At 47.0% G+C, this 19,746-nt stretch carries 14 protein-coding genes; 7 read left to right on the top strand and 7 right to left on the bottom strand.

The window, feature by feature from the left end; translation table 11 throughout:
- Positions 1 to 154: 154 nt before the first annotated feature.
- The 3 genes from ACN0TT_RS12595 (at position 155) to ACN0TT_RS12585 (ending at position 2,724) form a co-directional block, all read left to right on the top strand.
- A complete protein-coding gene (locus tag ACN0TT_RS12595; protein WP_417762511.1) occupies positions 155 to 1,213 on the top strand; it encodes a 3-deoxy-7-phosphoheptulonate synthase in 1,059 nt (352 codons plus the stop codon).
- A 291-nt stretch (positions 1,214 to 1,504) separates the two neighbouring features.
- Entirely contained in the window at positions 1,505 to 1,903 is a 399-nt protein-coding gene (locus ACN0TT_RS12590; RefSeq protein ID WP_417762577.1) for an acyl-CoA thioesterase, read from the top strand.
- Positions 1,904 to 2,061: 158 nt separating this feature from the next.
- Entirely contained in the window at positions 2,062 to 2,724 is a 663-nt protein-coding gene (locus ACN0TT_RS12585; protein ID WP_417762510.1) for a response regulator transcription factor, read from the top strand.
- A gap of 53 nt (positions 2,725 to 2,777) precedes the next feature.
- On the opposite strand, the gene fghA is transcribed toward ACN0TT_RS12585, so the two are convergent.
- A complete protein-coding gene (gene fghA, locus ACN0TT_RS12580; RefSeq protein WP_417762576.1) occupies positions 2,778 to 3,614 on the bottom strand; it encodes an S-formylglutathione hydrolase in 837 nt (278 codons plus the stop codon).
- Between the two features lie 9 nt (positions 3,615 to 3,623).
- Entirely contained in the window at positions 3,624 to 4,748 is a 1,125-nt protein-coding gene (locus ACN0TT_RS12575; RefSeq protein ID WP_417762509.1) for an S-(hydroxymethyl)glutathione dehydrogenase/class III alcohol dehydrogenase, read from the bottom strand.
- Positions 4,749 to 4,851: 103 nt separating this feature from the next.
- Between ACN0TT_RS12575 and ACN0TT_RS12570 the strand changes: the two genes are divergently transcribed.
- Positions 4,852 to 5,745 carry a LysR substrate-binding domain-containing protein gene (locus ACN0TT_RS12570; protein WP_417762508.1) on the top strand — a complete coding sequence of 298 codons (894 nt, stop codon included), beginning with the start codon at positions 4,852 to 4,854 and terminating at the stop codon, positions 5,743 to 5,745.
- Positions 5,746 to 5,892: 147 nt separating this feature from the next.
- Positions 5,893 to 7,911, top strand: coding sequence for a methyl-accepting chemotaxis protein (locus tag ACN0TT_RS12565; protein WP_417762507.1), 2,019 nt, complete (start codon positions 5,893 to 5,895; stop codon positions 7,909 to 7,911).
- A gap of 32 nt (positions 7,912 to 7,943) precedes the next feature.
- Here ACN0TT_RS12565 and ACN0TT_RS12560 read toward each other — a convergent pair whose 3' ends face one another.
- Together ACN0TT_RS12560 and ACN0TT_RS12555 are read right to left on the bottom strand one after the other, a co-directional pair.
- On the bottom strand, positions 7,944 to 9,851 hold the full coding sequence (locus tag ACN0TT_RS12560; protein ID WP_417762506.1) for a sensor histidine kinase: 1,908 nt from the start codon (positions 9,849 to 9,851) through the stop codon (positions 7,944 to 7,946).
- Between the two features lie 8 nt (positions 9,852 to 9,859).
- Positions 9,860 to 12,109 carry an EAL domain-containing protein gene (locus tag ACN0TT_RS12555; RefSeq protein WP_417762505.1) on the bottom strand — a complete coding sequence of 750 codons (2,250 nt, stop codon included), beginning with the start codon at positions 12,107 to 12,109 and terminating at the stop codon, positions 9,860 to 9,862.
- A gap of 236 nt (positions 12,110 to 12,345) precedes the next feature.
- On the opposite strand from ACN0TT_RS12555, the gene ACN0TT_RS12550 reads away from it, so the two are divergent.
- The gene (locus ACN0TT_RS12550; RefSeq protein ID WP_417762504.1) at positions 12,346 to 13,110 is read left to right on the top strand and encodes a phosphatase PAP2 family protein; all 765 of its coding nucleotides are present in this window, start codon (positions 12,346 to 12,348) and stop codon (positions 13,108 to 13,110) included.
- Here the strand turns inward: ACN0TT_RS12550 and ACN0TT_RS12545 are convergent.
- The gene (locus tag ACN0TT_RS12545; RefSeq protein ID WP_417762575.1) at positions 13,058 to 16,486 is read right to left on the bottom strand and encodes a NahK/ErcS family hybrid sensor histidine kinase/response regulator; all 3,429 of its coding nucleotides are present in this window, start codon (positions 16,484 to 16,486) and stop codon (positions 13,058 to 13,060) included. The two genes, ACN0TT_RS12550 and ACN0TT_RS12545, sit on opposite strands and share 53 nt — an antisense overlap.
- A gap of 299 nt (positions 16,487 to 16,785) precedes the next feature.
- Between ACN0TT_RS12545 and acs the strand changes: the two genes are divergently transcribed.
- Positions 16,786 to 18,741, top strand: a complete 1,956-nt coding sequence (gene acs / locus ACN0TT_RS12540; protein WP_417762503.1) for an acetate--CoA ligase — start codon at positions 16,786 to 16,788, stop codon at positions 18,739 to 18,741.
- A 91-nt stretch (positions 18,742 to 18,832) separates the two neighbouring features.
- Here the strand turns inward: acs and ACN0TT_RS12535 are convergent, their stop codons facing one another.
- A complete protein-coding gene (locus ACN0TT_RS12535) occupies positions 18,833 to 19,183 on the bottom strand; it encodes a DUF3802 family protein (RefSeq protein WP_417762502.1) in 351 nt (116 codons plus the stop codon).
- 120 nt (positions 19,184 to 19,303) lie between these two features.
- Complete coding sequence (locus tag ACN0TT_RS12530) at positions 19,304 to 19,672, bottom strand: YceI family protein (protein WP_417762501.1); 369 nt, start codon at positions 19,670 to 19,672, stop codon at positions 19,304 to 19,306.
- Positions 19,673 to 19,746: the final 74 nt, after the last annotated feature.

The following is a 19,746-nucleotide window of genomic DNA, read 5'->3' as shown; positions in this document are numbered from 1 at the left end:
ATTTCGCTGCTGAACAATTTTTCAGCAGCTGATTGTTCTGCATGATGACGATTGAGTTTATCGATTGATTTTTCACTGTGCAGTAGACGGCTATTAGTTATAATCAGCCGTTATTGATGTTCTCCTCATAGATAAATCTGGTAGTAACCCGCTAATGACCATAAAAACTGACGAACTCCGTTCCGATCTGCTGTGTAATGTAATTACGCCTGCACAGCTATCTGCAGAATATCCACTCACACAAGCGGCGGCTGATTATCTAGTGCAACAACGCCGTGAAGTTGAAGCCATCATTGATGGTAGCGACAAACGTCTGCTAGTGATCATTGGCCCATGTTCAATCCATGATACTGAAGCGGCGTTAGATTACGCCAAGCGCCTCAGCACATTGCATCAAGAATTAAAAGATGACCTGTGCATTGTTATGCGCGTCTATTTCGAAAAACCTCGCACCATCGTGGGCTGGAAAGGTTTGATTTCCGATCCAGATTTGGATGGTAGCTTTAGTCCTAATAAAGGCTTGCGTCTGGCACGTCAGTTACTGCAACAGATCACTGAACTTAAGTTACCGATCGCCACCGAATTCCTTGACATGGTTAATGGTCAGTACATTGCCGACTTGATCACTTGGGGAGCTATCGGTGCTCGTACAACAGAGAGTCAGATCCATCGTGAAATGGCCTCAGCGCTTTCATGCCCTGTAGGTTTTAAAAATGGCACCGATGGCAATATCAATATTGCTGTAGATGCAGTGAGGGCATCGCGGGTATCACACATCTTTTACTCGCCAGATAAAAATGGCGTAATGTCGGTCTACCGTACTCACGGTAACCCTTTTGGCCACGTGATTTTACGTGGTGGTAAAGCCCCTAACTATCAGCAAGAACATGTCTCGGCTGCACGTGAGCATCTAAAAAGCGTCGGAATTCATTCCGGCATCGTCATTGATTTCAGCCACGGCAACAGCCAGAAGAAACACCGTAACCAATTGCTAGTTGCAGACAATGTGATGCAGCAGATGGCAACAGGTTCCATGGATATTGCTGGAGTGATGATTGAAAGCTTCATCGAAGAAGGCAATCAGCAAGTGATCCCTGGTCAAGCGCTGCAATACGGTAAAAGTATCACTGATGCTTGTATTAACTGGGATGAATCGGAGCAGCTACTGCGTAAACTGGCAGTCGCATCCAGACAACGCATGCAACAAAACTAAGCTTGCCATTAATCATATAAAGAACGTAAAGGCAGCATAATATGCTGCCTTTTGTATTACTAATAAAGCCATTCAACTATAAGCTGCATGTTTATCGCTAAATAGCGATACTTTTTTGCATCAATTCATCGATGTTATCCGCTATCACACTTTAGTATTATAGTGACCAAAATCACGGTTTATTTTTCCCATAGCAAGGATTCACAAATGTTGGATAGCAGCACCATTAATGCAGCAAGCAATAGCGTAGATTCGCTCGAATTACACCGCGAAGACGTTATTCGCCAACGTATGGATATGTCTGAATCGCGCGTTATTAAAGCGGTATTCCCTGCCATTTTAAATAACCACAACACGTTATTTGGTGGTGAAGCACTGGCTTGGATGGATGAAACCGCCTTTATCGCTGCCACACGTTTTTGCCGTAAACCTACCGTAACTGTCAGTTCAGATAAAATTGATTTCAAAAAACCGATTCCAGCTGGCACTATGGCAGAATTGATTGCACGGGTAATCTATGTGGGTAATACCTCAATGAAAGTTGAAGTAAATATCTATGTAGAGGATATGAACAAAGATCATCGTGAACATGCGATTCGTGGCGTGTTTACTATGGTTGCAGTCGATCAAGAAAGAAAGCCGACCAAAGTGTTAACTGACAATCTGTTTGAGTTACCTACGCTGAATTAATTTGCTAAATGTCTTTTATTGCAGATAAATCTCGACTAAAGTCTTAGTGTGTGTCGGGCGAAAGATGTACAAAACGCCCGAAAAGCAATAGGATAACTCAGCATTTTTCTGTTACATTGGAATCCCTTCAATGAGCAGAACAACATATGATAAATGCCATGAAGCCAGAAAACTTAAAAATTATTATTGCTGATGACCATCCGTTATTTAGAAATGCTCTGCGTCAAGCGCTGACACCGGCATTTGCAAATACCGAATGGTTTGAGGCAGATAGTGCTGAAGCACTACAACAGTTACTCGAAGGTGCTGGACAAGGATGTGATCTCGTTTTATTAGATCTGCAGATGCCTGGCTCCCACGGTTACTCAACATTGATCCATTTGCGCTCGCATTTTCCTGAATTACCGGTCATCGTAATTTCAGCACACGAAGACAACACCACTATTAGTAAAGCTATCCATTATGGCAGTGCCGGATTTATTCCTAAATCTGCGTCAATGGAAACATTCTCAGCAGCCATTAACGATGTGTTATTGGGGGACATCTGGTTGCCTGAAGGTGTAGAACTTATTGATATTGATGATGAAGGCAGTTCCGAAAAAGTCGCGGGGAAATTATCTGAATTGACCCCTCAGCAATATAAGGTTTTGCAAATGTTTGCCGAAGGTATGCTCAATAAGCAGATTGCTTATGACTTGGGCGTATCAGAAGCTACCATTAAAGCCCATGCTACGGCAATCTTTAGAAAGTTAGGTGTGCGTAACCGCACCCAAGCAGTTATTGCGCTGCAGCAACTTGATATGGATAAAGTTGAGATTTAATCTTTAACTGCGTTAAAAAATGCCCCTCGATAGGGGCATTTTTTATGGCGCTATTACAGATATTGCCAGTGGAAACGTAAATGCTCCTCAATAAAACTGGCGATAAAGAAATAACTATGGTCATAACCGGGATGACTTTGATAGTCGAGCGGCAGATTCATCTGCTCCGCGACGGCCACTAAACTTTCTGGCATTAGCTGCTCAGCCAAAAAGTTATCAGCTTCACCTTGGTCAACTTTCATCGGCAGCGGCTCTGCACCCGCCTTAATCAACTCAACGGTGTCGTAACTCTTCCACGATTCACGGTCTAAACCCAAATAGCCGGCAAAGGCTTTTTGACCCCAAGGGCATTGGCTAGGATGACAGATCGGTGCAAATGCCGACGCACTGACAAACATCCCTGGGTTTTTCAGTGCGATAGATAATGCACCATGTCCCCCCATAGAGTGACCTGCAATCGCCTTTTTATCCGTGACGGGAAAGTGCTGTGCGATCAGCTTAGGTAGCTCATCAACCACATAGTCGTACATCTGATAATGTTTTACCCATGGCTCAGCCTTTGCGTTGATATAAAAGCCCGCGCCTAAGCCAAAATCATATACGCCATTGGCATCATCAGGGACGCCTTCACCACGCGGACTGGTATCAGGACACACAATGGCCATCCCCAGTTCGGCAGCCACGCGCTGGGCACCCGCCTTTTGCATAAAGTTTTCATCGGTACAAGTCAGCCCCGACAACCAATACAGCACTGGCACTGGCTTATCATTAGCTTGCGGCGGCAAAAAGATAACAAAGCGCATCTCACAATTAAGCACGTTAGAGTGATGTGTATATTGCTTGTGCCAGCCACCAAACATCTTGTTGCTACTGATATTTTCCATTATCAGAGCTCCTAATTAGTAGTGGATTACGCTGCGAATGCTCTTACCTTCATGCATCAGTTCAAACGCCTCGTTGATATCATCTAACGGCATAGTATGCGTGATGAAATCATCCAGTTTGAACTCGCCACGCAGATATTGCTCAACAATACCAGGCAGTTGCGAACGGCCTTTAACACCACCGAAAGCAGAACCTTTCCATACGCGGCCAGTTACCAATTGGAATGGACGAGTAGAGATCTCCTGACCAGCGCCTGCGACACCGATGATCACTGATTCGCCCCAGCCTTTATGGCAGCATTCCAGTGCTGAACGCATCACGTTCACGTTACCGATACATTCAAATGAGTAGTCAACACCACCGTCAGTCAATTCAACAATTACTTCTTGAATTGGCTTGTCATAGTCCTTTGGATTGATCAGGTCGGTTGCACCCAGCTTTTTCGCCAATTCGAATTTGCTTTCATTCAAATCGATACCGATGATACGACCAGCTTTCGCCATGGTTGCGCCAATAATAGCTGATAAACCGATACCACCCAGACCGAAGATTGCTACCGTGGCACCCTCTTCTACTTTGGCGGTATTCATCACAGCGCCCATACCAGTGGTCACGCCGCAACCTAATAGACAAATTTCTTCTAATGGCGCTTCTTTACTTACTTTTGCCAAAGAAATTTCTGGCAAAACAGTATATTCAGAGAAGGTTGAACAGCCCATGTAATGGAAGATTGGCTTACCGTCTTTGTAGAAACGGGTAGTGCCGTCTGGCATCAGCCCTTTACCTTGAGTTGCACGAACAGCAGAACACAGGTTGGTTTTACCCGATTTACAGAATTTACATTCGCCACATTCAGCGGTGTACAGCGGGATTACGTGGTCACCAACTGCAACGCTGGTAACGCCTTCGCCCACGGCTTCAACAATGCCGCCGCCTTCATGCCCTAAAATTGCAGGGAACACGCCTTCAGGATCATCACCACTCAGTGTGAATGCATCGGTATGACAAACACCAGTGGCAACAATTTTCACCAGTACTTCGCCAGCCTTAGGCATCATCACATCCACTTCTTCGATTTTCAGTGGTTCGCCCGCTGCCCAAGCAACTGCGGCACGAGATTTAATAAACTTTTCAGTCATCATTTCATCCTTTAAGACTTATTAGGGTTCGTGAGTATTTTAATTATTTACTCATAAGTGATAATCTGCTTTTCATTAAATACACTTTTACCAATATGTAATAATGAATCCTTGGAACGGGCTACCTGAATTCATAGCGGTTGCCGAACTACAAAGCTTTACTGGCGCCGCGAGTCGCTTAGGCATTTCAGCTGCCCAAGTCAGCCGTCAAATTGCCGCATTGGAGCAGCGTCTTAACAGTAAGCTTTTTTACCGTACCACACGAAAGGTTAGTCTAACTAACGAAGGTGAGCTGTATTATCGTCATTGCCGCGCGCTGCAAGATGGGATTGAGGAAGCCGAACGCGCCCTAGGCACCATGCAAAGCGAACCTCAAGGATTACTGAGAGTCACCGCCCCTGTGACTTACGGTGAGCAGTTTATTGTGCCGTTGATCAATGACTTCCAGCAGCTCTACCCTAAGCTTAGGCTCGATATTGTGCTGAGCAATAAAACCTTAGACTTAGTGGAAAGCGGTATCGATCTCGCCGTGCGTCTCGGTAAGTTGGATGACTCCAGCTTTATTGCAAAGCGGTTATCCAGCCGACGTAATTTTATCTGTGCTAGCCCAGAATATCTGGCTCACTATGGCGCACTATATACCTTGTCAGAACTCGCGCTACACAACTGTTTAGTGGGTAATAACCCCTATTGGCGGATTAACGATGGTGGTGCCGAGCGGCAGATGAAAGTCACAGGTAACTATCAATGTAATTCAGGGATTGGCTTGCTTGATGGTGCGCGCAAAGGGCTCGGGCTGATCCAATTACCGGATTACTATGTACAGCAAGATCTACAACGAGGCCGCTTAGTAGAAGTATTAACGAGTTACCGGTGCCAGCCTGAAGGTGTATGGGGACTTTACCCGCAGAATCGCCACCTATCGCCCAAAGTCAGCGCCTTGCTCACTCATCTCGCCGAGGGGCTTAAGCATAGTCAGCCTAACGTGCTGGAATAACACTAAAGTTTATAGCAAAACACTGCGCTATCTGTGTGCGTTTTACTGGGTGCAAGTCTATAGTCATAAGGCACTAATTCATCAATATTTCAAAAAAGCAGTTCAACAACTCCTGATTTAATCGTTCGTAGCTGAGGTTATTTACCTATGTTTTCTTGGAAAAAATCATCTGCTCAATCTTCAGCTAGTGCCACGCAAGTGGGTAGCGTGTCAGTGAGCAAGACACTTTCAAGCAGTGCCATCAACGAAGCTAGCCTGCAAGACTGTCGTTTTAAAGAAGGTACTGCACTGGTGCTGGCGTTTATCTCTCCGCACTGTAATTTCTCCAGCGTAAATCAGAAACTTAAACAAGCGATGCCATGGGCAGAACATATCATCGCCGTCATGACAGCTGGCGAATTAGGCGGTGGTAAACAGCTGTATCACGACACCCCCAGTAGCTGGGATAGCATTGTGATACATGCGTTTTCTAAAGCGATCATTGCTGAACTGTCAATACATACCGTGCCACTCTTTAGCGATGATATTCGCCGCGGCCAAGTAACATTAACCCCCAAGCAGCGGGTGGAAAAAATTGCCAATGAACTCAAGCGCATTGACGTTCCCTTTGATATCGGTAGCAAAAGCACTATAGCGCTAACCTACTTTGATGGACTAACCGCCAGTGAAGACTTTTTTACTCAAGCGTTATACCGCCTGCGGCGGTTTCCCTGCTATTTCATTGGCGGCAGTGCTGGTGGCAAACTTGACTTCAAAGCCGCCGATATCGCCTTAGATGGCGAGCTACAAGCCAATAAAGCCATTCTCTGCTTCTGTAAAATTGCGCCAGAATACCGCTTCGGCATTATGAAGAGCCACAATTTCCAAACCACAGGAACTGGGTTCGACGTCGCCGAGTTTGATCCACTCACTCGCACGTTACACAGCGTATTAGACCGTGATATGGAAGTGGTAACGCCGGTCGAAGCGCTTACTCGTCACTTTAAATGCAGCAGTGCGCAGCTTGCTGAACGCTTGAACAGCCACTCTTTCGGCATTGAAATTGAAGGCAATATCTATATCCGCTCAGTAGCCACCATCAATGCAAATGGCAGTATTACCTTCTTCAGTGATATGGCCTTTGGTGAAAAATTACTGCTGGTGAAAGCCAAAGACTTTGCCCAATCAACAGCGGAAGATTTCCGTAAATTTATGCAAGGGAAACCGGGTAAGCCAGTAGCAATGATCGCCAATGACTGTATTTTGCGGCGCCTAAACAATGGTCAAAGCTTGGCTAAGGTCGACAGCTTTGGTGGCGTATGTTTATCTGGTTTCTCTACCTTTGGCGAGTTTCTGGGGCTGCACCAGAATCAAACAGTCACGGCGGTTGCCTTTTTCGCCGTGCCCCACGGCAGCAAATATCATGATGAATATGCCGATAACTATCCGTTCTATCTCGCATCATTTACCGGATATCACACCAATACTCGCCTGATGAGTCTCGAGCGTATTAATGGGTTGCAGGTCAATCTCATCGACAAAATGGCCAAGATCTATCCGTTATTGCAAACATCAACAGAACAGCTTAAGTTTATCGCCACACAATCCAGTGAGTCGGCGAGCCAACAGGTTGAGTTAGGTGAGCAGTTCACTTTGTTCATGCGTCAGATTGCCCAGCAACAAACGCAGCGACAGAGTTTAACGGATGGTATGGTGCAGCTGCGCCAAAGCGCCGACAAGATTGTTAATATTATCCAATCCATCAGCGGCATTGCCGAGCAAACCAACCTACTCGCCCTAAACGCCGCCATTGAAGCGGCACGCGCTGGCGAAGCTGGTCGAGGCTTTGCTGTCGTGGCCGACGAAGTACGGGCGCTCTCACAACGTACGCAAACCAGTGTAAAAGAAACGGGTGACACCATTGATAGTGTTTCCAGTGCCATTAAAGGTATCTCAGGCGCGATTGATAGTATTAATGACGTACTGACTGTGATTGAAAACGATTCACAACAACTGAGTATAGAATTAACTAGCCTGTCGAACGCCTCGCAGCAAGCCTCCGAAATGGCCGAACAGGATGTGGCAAAAGCCGATAAAATTCATTCACAGATTGTGGCGATCGAGCAGGAAACTCGCTTAATTGATACTTTAACCGAGTTAGCCAGCCACCATAACAAACTGCATTAATGGCGGCAGAATGAGCCGCGACTGATTCGCAGTTAGTCACTACAGTGTTGGCTATCCATCCGGGGCAGCGGGTTCTTGAGGAGTTTGATTTCGAAACTGCTGCCCCGTGTTAGTGATTTAGCGTGAATGCTGCCGTACAAACAACGATTGACCCATTGATGCACTAAATGTAAGCCAAGGCCAGTGTGTTTTTTACCGCGCTGGTTAGTGACAAATGGGTCGAATATTTTATCAATCAATGCAGGCTCAATGCCGCAACCGTCATCAGCCACCACAATAATAAGGTGTGCAGCTTGCTCTTCACAATTAACGAAGATATGCCCGAGCTTAGTGCCATCAAATGCATGGTCTACTGCATTGAGTAATAGGTTCTGTAGCACCTGAGATAAAATGCCCGGTTGGGTGATTAACCGCACATCTTGTGAGATCGATGACGTCACCGCGACGTTAGCGTTTTTAAACGTGGGCTGCAAAGCTTGCAACAGATCCTCAACTAACTGCGCAAGTTTGGTGTCAGTGAATTCGTCATTGATGCGATCCACGGTCATCCGTTTAAAGCTTTTAATGATGCTGTTGGCTTGACGTAAATTGAGATCAGTGAGCGTTAACGCCGCCTTAGTTTTGTCCATAAAGTCATCTAATGCACTTTTCGTCAAACCACGTTGCAGTGCATGTTGCAACTGTCCGAATTGTCGGTTGACTTCAGAGATAGATAACAAGGCGCCCCCAAGCGGCGTGTTCATTTCGTGAGAAACACCAGCCACCATAAGGCCCAGCGATGATAGTCGCTTAGACTCAGCCAGATCGTTTTGCAATAAACTCATCTGTCGAAAATGGGTCCCTAACTGCTCGTTGGCCTCTCTTAGAGAATCCCGCTCTAGCGCTAAGGTCATGCTTAGCCGTTCAATTGCCATACGGCTGAAATAATCGCGCACAATGAAGAGGATGCCAATCAATAAAATAACGCCCCCGAGCAGCAATGCTGGCAACATGGCATTTTGCTTCATCGCGATAATGATCGGCTTAGGAGTTGATACAACGATGTTGATTTTTCTATCTGGAATGACAAAGCCAGTATCGCTAATGCTTTCACGTTGGAAGCTAACTAAGCGGTCGTTGATCATCTGACCAATAAAATAGTCTGATTGTTGCATCAGTTGCCACAGCGAAGGTTCCGCTTTGGCTAACGTCAATTCAGGATGATTAAGATCAAATCCCCAACAATTATCAGGATTGTGATGCACGAACCAATAGCCATCATTATTGCTCAGTTCAATACTCATATCTTTCGTTTCTAGCTGTTTAATACGCTCAAGAAACGGGCCAAGGTTATAGTTGATGACTAGCAAGCCACTGCGCAGGTCATCACTGGGCTCAGTACGTAACGCAATGCGCACAGTAGGTTCGTAGGGAATAACAATGCGATCATGCTCAACATTCAGATCGAGCGGGCTCAAGTAGATATAAGGGGGGGCTACCGCCATGCCTTCAACAAAATAATAGCGGTCACCTTTATATTGGAGTTCTTCGGCGGCGACACCAAAAGCGCGCCCCGCTTCAATATCAACACGAACCTGTTCGTAACCGCTATTATCGAGCCAGCGTATTTGCAGCAAATTTTGAATGCTGCGGCCAAACACCACAAACTCTTGCTGTAACTGCGGTAACATTAAGGGGTTCTCGACTTGAATACTTTGCCGCACTACACCATTAATCGATAGTAAGCGGACAAAGTTTTCTAACTCCGCTAGCTCCTGTACCGTCATCAGCCCTGCACGATGTAGCACATCACTTTGCTTAGTTACCACGTCGCGATATTTTGCGTTGAACTGGACGTTGTACATCAATAACGCCGACACTACGGCAAACAAAATAATCCCAGCCAAATGCACCAATGTAAGGATGCGTACCTTGGTTCGGCCATCGAGTTTTTGGTGCATTACGCCGCCTATGACTTAAGGGAAATCAGACTGTTGTCTGTTAGCCATTCCAATAACTGTGGTAGTTCCATCGGCCTAGCGAAGAGATAACCTTGACCCACTTGGCAGCCGAGCTGTTTCAGTCGTTCACATTGAGCCACGGTTTCCACACCCTCGGCCACCACGGTAAAATTAAACCGATTACCAAGTCTGATGATAATATCGACAATATCGTTGCCTGCATCATTTTTCATCATAGCTGCGACAAATGTCTGATCTATTTTCAAATGAGTCGCCCCCAACTCAGCGATATGTTTCAGCGAGGAGTAACCGGTGCCAAAATCATCAATGTTGACACCGACGCCGCAACTCATCAGCTGCTTCAAAATAGGTTTGATACGCTGGTAATCTTCCATCGCCTGCGACTCAGTAATCTCAATTTCCAGTAGCGCCGCCAAAGGGCTAGCGCCTAACGCAAATTGCAAAATCTCGTCGACAAAGCTGTCATTTTCAAGATCAGAAACGGTAACGTTAAACGAGACAGGTAAATGGATTTGCTGCTGATTAAGTTGTGCTAAAGCATCAAGCGTAAGGTGAAACACACGATTGTCCACCTTGTTTATCAGTCCAGACATCTCAGCTACTGGGATAAAAGCACCGGGGCTGATAATTTCACCTGAAGGCTTTTTCCAGCGCAGTAGTGCCTCAAACCCCACAACCGCACTATCAGCTAGTCTAACTTTAGGCTGAAAAGCCAGAGCCAACTGATGTTCATCTATAGCAGCGTTTAACCCTTGCAGTAGCTTATGCCGCGATAATATATCAGCGCGCAGTGCCGAGGTATATTCCATAAAATGATGATGGGATTTACGCCCATGCTGCACGGTAGAACTGAGCAGATGAAGAATGCTCTCCGCATCCTCGCCTTTGAGCAGCGCCAAATCCATCAGCACGGTATTCACTTCAATATGTAACTGAATACGGTCCGCGCTAATTTCAAAATGGTCTAACTCCACTAGCGACTGAGTCTGTAGCAGCTGGGTTTTGTGTAACACGATGGCAAAGCAATCGTCATTCACCCGTGCGATATAGCGCTCAGTCGGCATCGCTTTACCAACGGCTTGATAAAAACTATGCAAGATTTCGCAGAATGACTGATTCGGAATGCTTAGCACAAAATCGTAATAGTCACGGATGGTAATGGCCACCACCAGCGCATTTTGTCGCTCTTCTTGAGACAAGTTGTTGATGAATCTGACCATCCACGCGCGATTGGGAATATGCAACTCAGTATCGTAATAGGCCAATTCACTGAGGCGGTTACACAACAGGATGTTATTAAACCCATTGCTGACATTTTCGCTAAACACTTTGAGCAGATTAATGTGGTAGTCGCTTAACGGTGTTTGCGACTCGACGACCATCATAAAATTACTGGTTTCATTGAGTTTGTTTGTGGCGAAATACAGCACGCTGAGGTTGTTGGAAAACTGATGCTGTCTAAGTTGGTGGCTGCTGGCGATTAATGGCTTAAGCCGCGCACAATAAGGCTCTGGTAGTTGACCGAGTGTCTGTACATCGGTTTGGCACAGTTCGCTAAAAATGCCTGAATGACTGACCACTTTGTATTCGCTAGGCTGCTCCATACCCGCATGCTGCGCACAGATGATACCACCGATACTGGCATCGATAATCCGGCTGACCTTGTCCAACAGTAGGTTGGCATACTCTTTAATGTCGCTAAGACGTGATAGTTCGCGCGATGCTTCAACCAGCATAGTTAGCCCTTTACGGGCATGGTCCAACTCGTGATAAGCATGCCAAGTGCGGATATGTGCCGCGACCACACTGCGAATTTTATCAGATGACACATCAGTCTTTTGCCAATATTCATCAATGTCATAGCGCTGCATAACATCTGTAAAGGGCGCCATGCCCGGTTGTCCGGTGAGTAAGATCACCCGTAACGAACTGTTGCCCAGCACATGCCGAATAGTATCAACCAAACGTAACCCAGCATCATCGTCCTCCATGACCACATCCAGTAACACTACTGCCAGCTCTGGCGTCGCAGCAATCACTTCGGCTGCATGGGCGGCACTGCTTGCCGTATGCATTTGAATCGCTTTGTCCTTCACCACATGGCCTTGAAGGATGTTGACTAGACTGGCTTGATAATTGGCATCATCTTCGACGGAAAGCACATGCCACACTTGCGATGAAGTAGTGTTACCGCTACTGGCATCCTCTGGCGAAAAGATAAATAAATCGTCGTCCATGAGCCCTCATTATCAGTCTGTATTTAACACGTCAGCTATGCCGATTACCTATTAAAACTTAGTCAGTTTTCCCACAAACTCAACAACAAACGGTCAATTTTTATCCCCTAGCCACAACAGCAATGAACAATCTAGTCACCCAAGTCCAAGCATATCGGCAATACATTATCGTTAAGAAAACCTTAATTTAAACACCCCAGAATCAACAACATCTGCTGCTTTTTGGATGTCTTTTCATGGCTAAACCATTCACTCTGGCCCAGCGCTGGTGCACCAATAAACTGGTCTTTCCGTTTCTGTTTGGGGTGTTGGCTATTACGATTATTAATATATTCCACATTGATATTGTATTAGCAAAATCGCTATTTAGCTTGGAAGGTGGCGTGCAATGGCATTTGCGCCATCAAGTGCTATTTGAACGGGTGTTACATAATGGCGGTAGGCAGTTGGTCACCTTGATGGCAACAGCGCTACTTATCGCGGCAGTCATCAGTCAGTGGGTGCCCAAATGGCGTCACTATCGGCGAAGTATACTCATGACGATGCTAAGCATTCTCAGTACCATATTATTGGTACGCTATGGCAAAGCAATAACCAATGTCAGCTGCCCATGGGATTTGGTGATGTTTGGCGGCGATAAACCTTTGGTGATGTTTCCTGATACGCTGTTTAGCCAGCAAACGTTGGGGCAATGCTACCCCGGCGGTCATTCTAGCGGCGCGTTTGCTTGGGTAGTGATGTACTATTTTGCCTTGGTAAATAAGCCTGCATGGCGCAAACCCTTACTGTCGTTGGCGATCGGATTAGGCGCCGTCTTTGCAATGACGCAAGAGCTACGCGGCGCTCACTTCTTCAGCCACGATCTCACCAGCTTGTGGCTAGCATGGTTGATAGCCACAAGCTGGTACGGAGTGCTTTATCGCCCGTGGCAACAACCTACCACGCAGCTTAACGATGCTTCACCAGACTTGAAATTAATGCCCGTAGAGCCGCAGGCTTAACCATCTTCGCCATGTAGTGGTAACCCAGTTGCTCGACTTCATCAATCACCGCCTTGTTCGTATTGGCGGTGATCAAAATTCCCGGTAACGATTCACCATAAGCAGCCCGAATGGCATTCATAGCATCAAGGCCATTTTTACCATCATCTAAATGGTAGTCGGCTAACACGATGTCTGGAGCAACGCCTTTGAGCCCCAGTTTAATGCGGGCATCATCGATATCATTAGCGCAGATCACCTCGCACTTCCAACGGGTTAACAAGCTTTCTAGCCCCGCCAAAATGGCTTCTTCGTTATCGATACATAACACCTGTACACCCGCCAACGTCCGTACGGTTGGTGTCATATGTTTTAATTTTGGTGCGGTGACACTAGAGCCCACTGGTACACTTACGGAAAATACCGAACCGCGCCCATGAATAGAGTGCACCTTAATCTCATGTTCCAGCACCTTGCTAATACGCTCGGCAATCGCCAACCCCAACCCTAAGCCATTAGCACTTTTTGAGTGGGGATTATCAATCCGCTGAAATTCTTGGAAAATCGCTTTGAGTTTGTCGGATGCAATACCACAGCCAGTATCAAGCACTTGGATCTCAAGCGTGTCACGACGATGGCGACAACCTAACAACACCTTGCCACCTTTGGCATAGCGAAAGGCGTTGGTAAGGAAGTTTTGAATAATACGTCGCAGCAATGCCGGATCTGAGTTGACCGTGACCTCTGACGGCACGACCGCAAACGTAATGCTGTAATCCTTCGACATCGCCTCAAATTCAACCGCCATCGTGGCTAAGATTTCAGAGATCGAAAAGTCGCGGCGTTTCACATCAACTTTGCCGGAATCTAACCGCGAGATATCCAGCAAGTCGGTCAGCAACTCTCCGGCATTTTTCAATGAACCATTGATGTGGTTCAGCGTCTGTTGCACATCTAACGGCACATTGGGATGTTGTGTTAGTGACGCAGTAAACAACCGCGCAGCGTTGAGCGGCTGCATCAAATCATGCCCCACCGCCGCCAAGAAACGGCTTTTCGAGGCGTTGGCCATCTCCTCTTGAGATTTCGCCTCTAATAACTGACTGTTAAGTAACGCTAGTTCGTAAGTACGTTCGCGAACCCGCGCTTCCAAGTTTTCATTCGATGCTTGCAACGCTTTTTGCTGCTCACGATATTGCGTAATGTCGGTAAATGTCATTACAAAGCCGCCATCAGGCATCGGGTTACCTTGGATCTTAATCACCTTGCCATCTTTACGCTGCCGCTCTGAACTATGTGCAGTCCCTGCCCGCATATGAGTCAGACGCTTTTCCACATGTTCATCAATGCTGCCTGCACCACAGTAACCACGCGCCGCGTTAAAGCGGATCACTTTCGCTATCGACATGCCGGGTTGTAAAAAATCCTTCGGATAACGATACAGCTCTTCGTAGCGGTAGTTCCAAGCGACCAAATTGAGTTCTTTATCTACCACGCTCATCCCCTCATTGGCGTGTTCAATGGCGGCGCGCAACATATCTTGGCTAAGCAACACTTGCGATGACGCATCATCCACTAAGCTAAACACTTCATCCAGCGCAAGATCGCGTCCTTCAAGTACCGAGTCCATTACGACCGCTGCACTGGACGCTCCCAACACCCCAGCTAACAAGTGCTCGGTGTGGTTAATCAAGCCACGAGAGGCCGACTTATGCCAGCTATCACTACGCACCGCCTCGGGCGAAAAGCGCGAAAAGCTTTCATAGGCGCGAGTTGGACTGACAAATCGACTGGCAAGGATCAGCAGATCTTGCTGACTAATTTGTACGGCTCGGCGGTTGCCGCTATTGCGCAGTTGGCCGGGGATCACAAACGCACTGGCTTGAATACGCTCTACCACTCCCGCGCGGAACCACACCGATCCCAAAATATAGAACATCCAGTTAACGATTAACGCGGTGAGGATGTCGTGGATTTTTGGCGTGACGTCGGTAAAGGTCGACAAACCGGAGGTAAATAGTTCGCCGGATATTGCAGCTTCACGGAACAGCAGCACCGCCCATGCGCCAAAACCCAACGCCAATCCAAGCATCACCCCAGAACGATTACCGCGCTTCCAATATAAGCCACCGACTAACGCTGGCGACAGCTGGGCAAAAGCACCAAATGCCAACATTCCCAGATGCGATAGCGAATCGTTATGCTGAAAACTCAAATAAGCCACGTAGCCCATGGCTAGAATCAGCACAATTGAGATACGTCTCACGTACAGCAGTTGCGTCGAAAACTGACTGAAATTGCTACGTTTTATCTGACCAGTACGCAATAACACCGGCACCAGCCACTCGTTACTGATCATAATGCTAATGGTAACCACCGCCACAATCACCATGCTGGTAGCCGCCGACATCGTTCCCAGCAGCGCAATCACCGCTAGCCATTCTTTGCCCATCGCCAACGGCAGGTTAATCACGTAGGTATCGGGCATTACCGTGTCGCCCAGTAGCAGTTTACCCGCCAAGGCCAACGGTCCCACTAAACTGGCAAACAACACTAAATAGATTGGAAATACCCAACGCGCCTTGCGTAAATTACGATCGTTTTGCGCTTCAACCACCATCACATGGAACATACGTGGCATACATAAAAACGCCGCCATGCCCACCAGCATTTCAGGGATGATCAACTCTAAGCGCATGTTGGGATGCTGCACAATACCAGCGCTGGTTGCTTGCTGCCATAGCGGCCCCAAACCGCCAAACACCCCAAATACAACCACTAAGCCCAAGAGTAAAAAAGCGGTGAGTTTAACTAAAGATTCAAACGCGATTGCCAGCATCATGCCGGGGTTATGCTCGGTGGCGTCCAGTTTGCGGGTACCAAACAAGATGGCAAAAATGGCTAGCCAGACGGAGATAGCCAACGCGACTAATGAGCCATTGAGTGGCTCGCCGCTAGGCTGAAATAGGTTAAAACCAAACACCATGGCTTTAAGCTGTAACGCGATATAGGGCATGATACCGAACATCGCAATCAAGGTGACAAGTACCGCCAACGGTTGTGATTTGCCATAACGAGCAGCGATAAAGTCCGCCACTGAGGTGATATTTTGTGCCTTGGAAACTATCACCATTTTACGCAGCAAACCGAAGCCCAGCATAAAGACCAAAATAGGGCCGATAAAAATCGGCACAAATGACCAAAAGTCTTTAACGGACTGGCCAACAGTGCCGAGGAAACTCCACGAGGAACAGTACACCGCCAAACTCAGAGAATAGATCCAGTGCTGCATTTTTTTGGTGAAGTTACCAAACCAACGCTCGGCGCCCCAAGCTAACAAACACAGTAAACAGACATAACAAAGCGCGATCGTGGCGACCAATAACGTTAAATTCATCATCTATTCCGTTGCTGCTGCGTACAGCATTTTTATTTGAACAGCGTATTCTGTGCCATAAACTACCGCAAAATGGCGAAAGGTGAAATATTCCTTATGACACGGATAGTTATCAGCCACAATTCTCGCACTTTTTATGCATTTTGACTGTTTTAAATACCACTATAATCATTTCATAAATTAGCTCATATCCTTTTGAAAAATAAGACATAAGTATAAATAGACCAATGTCTAATAGAGCGCCTGGCTGTATACAAACCATACTTTTGCGACACGCATCACTGAAATGGGAAGTATTTATGTGCAGCCAACCAACAATTTATAAAGTGCCAGAATCGATTGCTTCCAACGCGTTGATTAACGACGACAAATATAAACGCATGTATCAGGAATCCATTGTGAACCCTGAAGGCTTTTGGCGTGAACATGGCAAACGTATCGATTGGATTAAACCTTACAGCAAAATCAAACAAACCTCGTTTGATGATCATAACCTGTCTATTCAATGGTTTTATGATGGCACACTCAATGCTTCAGTGAACTGCGTTGATCGCCACTTAGCTGAACATGCGGATAAAACCGCTATTATCTGGGAAGGCGACGATGCCAAAGAGCAACGTACGCTCACCTATGGCCAACTGCATACCGAAGTATGTAAGTTTGCTAATGCATTACGTAGTCAAGGCGTTCGCCGAGGTGATGTGGTAACCATGTACATGCCAATGGTGCCAGAAGCAGCGATTGCGATGTTGGCTTGCGCACGCATCGGCGCCATTCATTCCGTGGTATTTGGTGGCTTCTCACCTGATTCTATCGCCTCACGTATCAAAGACGGCAAGTCAAAAGTGGTGCTGACCGCCGATGAAGGGGTACGTGGCGGCCGCAATATTCCGCTAAAACGTAATATCGACGAAGCGTTGGCACATCCAGATGTCACTAGCGTCGAGAAAGTGATTGTGCTGAAACGCACTGGCAACCCAATTAATTGGGAGGAAGGACGCGATATCTGGTGGCATTCGCTGACTGAAACGGCTTCCGAATTTTGTGAGCCTGAAGAGATGGGCGCCGAAGACCCATTGTTCTTGCTCTATACCTCAGGTTCTACTGGCAACCCTAAGGGCGTATTGCACACCACCGGTGGCTATATGGTTTACGCCGCAATGACGCACGAATATGTGTTTGATTACAAACCGGGTGAGGTGTACTGGTGTACCGCTGATGTGGGTTGGATCACCGGCCACAGCTACATGGTTTATGGCCCACTGGCTAACTGTGCGACCGTATTGATCCATGAAGGGGTGCCAAACTCCCCTAGCCCAGCTCGTTTAGGCGAGATGATTGATCGCCACAAAGTAAATATTCTTTACACAGCACCAACGCTGATCCGCGCGCTAATGGCCGAAGGCAAAGAGCAATTTGCCAACTATAAAGGGGATTCACTGCGTATTATGGGCTCTGTGGGTGAACCGATTAACCCAGAGGCGTGGCGCTGGTATCACCAAGTTATCGGCCATGAGCAATGCCCGATTGTCGATACTTGGTGGCAAACTGAAACTGGCGGTATTTTGATTACGCCGCTGCCAGGAGCAACCGATACCAAACCAGGTTCGGCCACTCGTCCATTCTTCGGTGTGCAGCCCGCGCTGGTTGATAATACCGGTGCGATTTTAGAAGGTGCGACTGAAGGTAATTTGGTGATCCTAGATTCATGGCCGGGACAGATGCGTACTGTGTATGGTGACCATGATCGCTTCGCGCTGACCTACTTTAAAACGTTCCGCGGCATGTATTTTACTGGCGATGGTGCTCGCCGTGATGAAGATGGCTATTACTGGATTACCGGCCGTGTGGATGATGTGATCAACGTATCAGGCCACCGTTTAGGCACTGCAGAAATTGAAAGTGCTCTGGTTGCGCACGATATGGTGGCAGAGGCCGCCGTAGTCGGTTATCCGCATGATATCAAAGGCCAAGGCATTTACGCCTATGTGACCTTAAACAAAGGCACAGAACCTTCTGAAGCGTTACGCCAAGAGCTACGTCAATGGGTACGCAAAGAGATTGGCGCATTAGCTACACCGGATTTAATCCAATGGGCCACTGGCTTGCCAAAAACGCGTTCAGGTAAAATCATGCGCCGCTTTCTGCGTAAGATTGCCGCCAATGAAATCTCGAACTTGGGGGATTCATCCACCTTGGCTGATCCAGCCGTCATTGATACCTTGATTGAAACGCGTTTGAACCGCGCCGAATAGTTCAATTTGCGGCTCAGACACAAAAAACCCCTGCTCGTCAGGGGTTTTATCTATGGGTGTCGATAAGCGAAGAGCATCGAAGCAGCGTAAACTACGCCTTAAGCATGTCACTCACTTCTTGATCAAATAAGTTTTTAATCAGTCCGGAAAACTCACTGATAAAGTGGATCTGCTCTGTGGTTGCATGCTGATTAGCCATTTTGCCCAGCACTTCTTCCAAGTCATACACCACCGCATCAATTTCTCGAATCACGGTATTGCGTTGGCTGAAAGATAACTCCGGATTCTGTCCGCAAATCATGATGATTTGCGCCGCTAGTTGCTCTTCAAACAACTCCAGCACGGTACTATCGCCGGGATTGGCTCCCACGTTGGTAAACAACCCCAAATTTTCACTTAAGTATTGGATCAGATGGGCATATCCGTCTTTATCTGTAACCATGTCACCTACTCACTGAGTACTGTTGCCGCCAAATGCGAATTTGGTGTTAAGACTAATAGAATCAACATCATTATGGAACAATAAAAGCGTAACACATTGATCAAGCATAAGCTTGTCGAGCTATTTTTCTAGCAGCAGCGAAAAACTCATCGGCGTCATTGCCGAGATGCTCTCTAAGCTGCTCAATTGCGCCAACTTGTGTAACCCGTTAGTAAAGCCAAATGTATTCAAGTTCAAAATGAGCGGCTTAGCGTTGGTGACCCAAATCTGCTGCTCGCTGAGTTTGACCACGCTTAACTGCAATTCCAATTCCTGTTGGATACCATGAAGTTGCAGCTTTGCGGGTAGCGACATCAATACCACTTTTGCCACAGGTAACTCGGTGAGCCATTGCTCGGACACTTCCGCCGTCAATGTTGCCCGCGGATATTTAGCAACTTCAAACAGCACATCTTGCAGCAGTTGATTACGATGTTCGACACCCGACACTGAAGGATCCCCTCATAAATCCGCCAGTGCATAGCCATTTTTTAAGAGCTGCTCAGCTAGAACTACCGCCGCTG

Origin of the sequence: Shewanella sp., from assembly GCF_048265805.1 — a bacterium.
Taxonomy (GTDB): Bacteria; Pseudomonadota; Gammaproteobacteria; order Enterobacterales; family Shewanellaceae; genus Shewanella.
The sequence above is the reverse complement of the archived record's forward strand: the minus strand, read 5'-3'. Positions and strand labels throughout refer to the sequence as shown.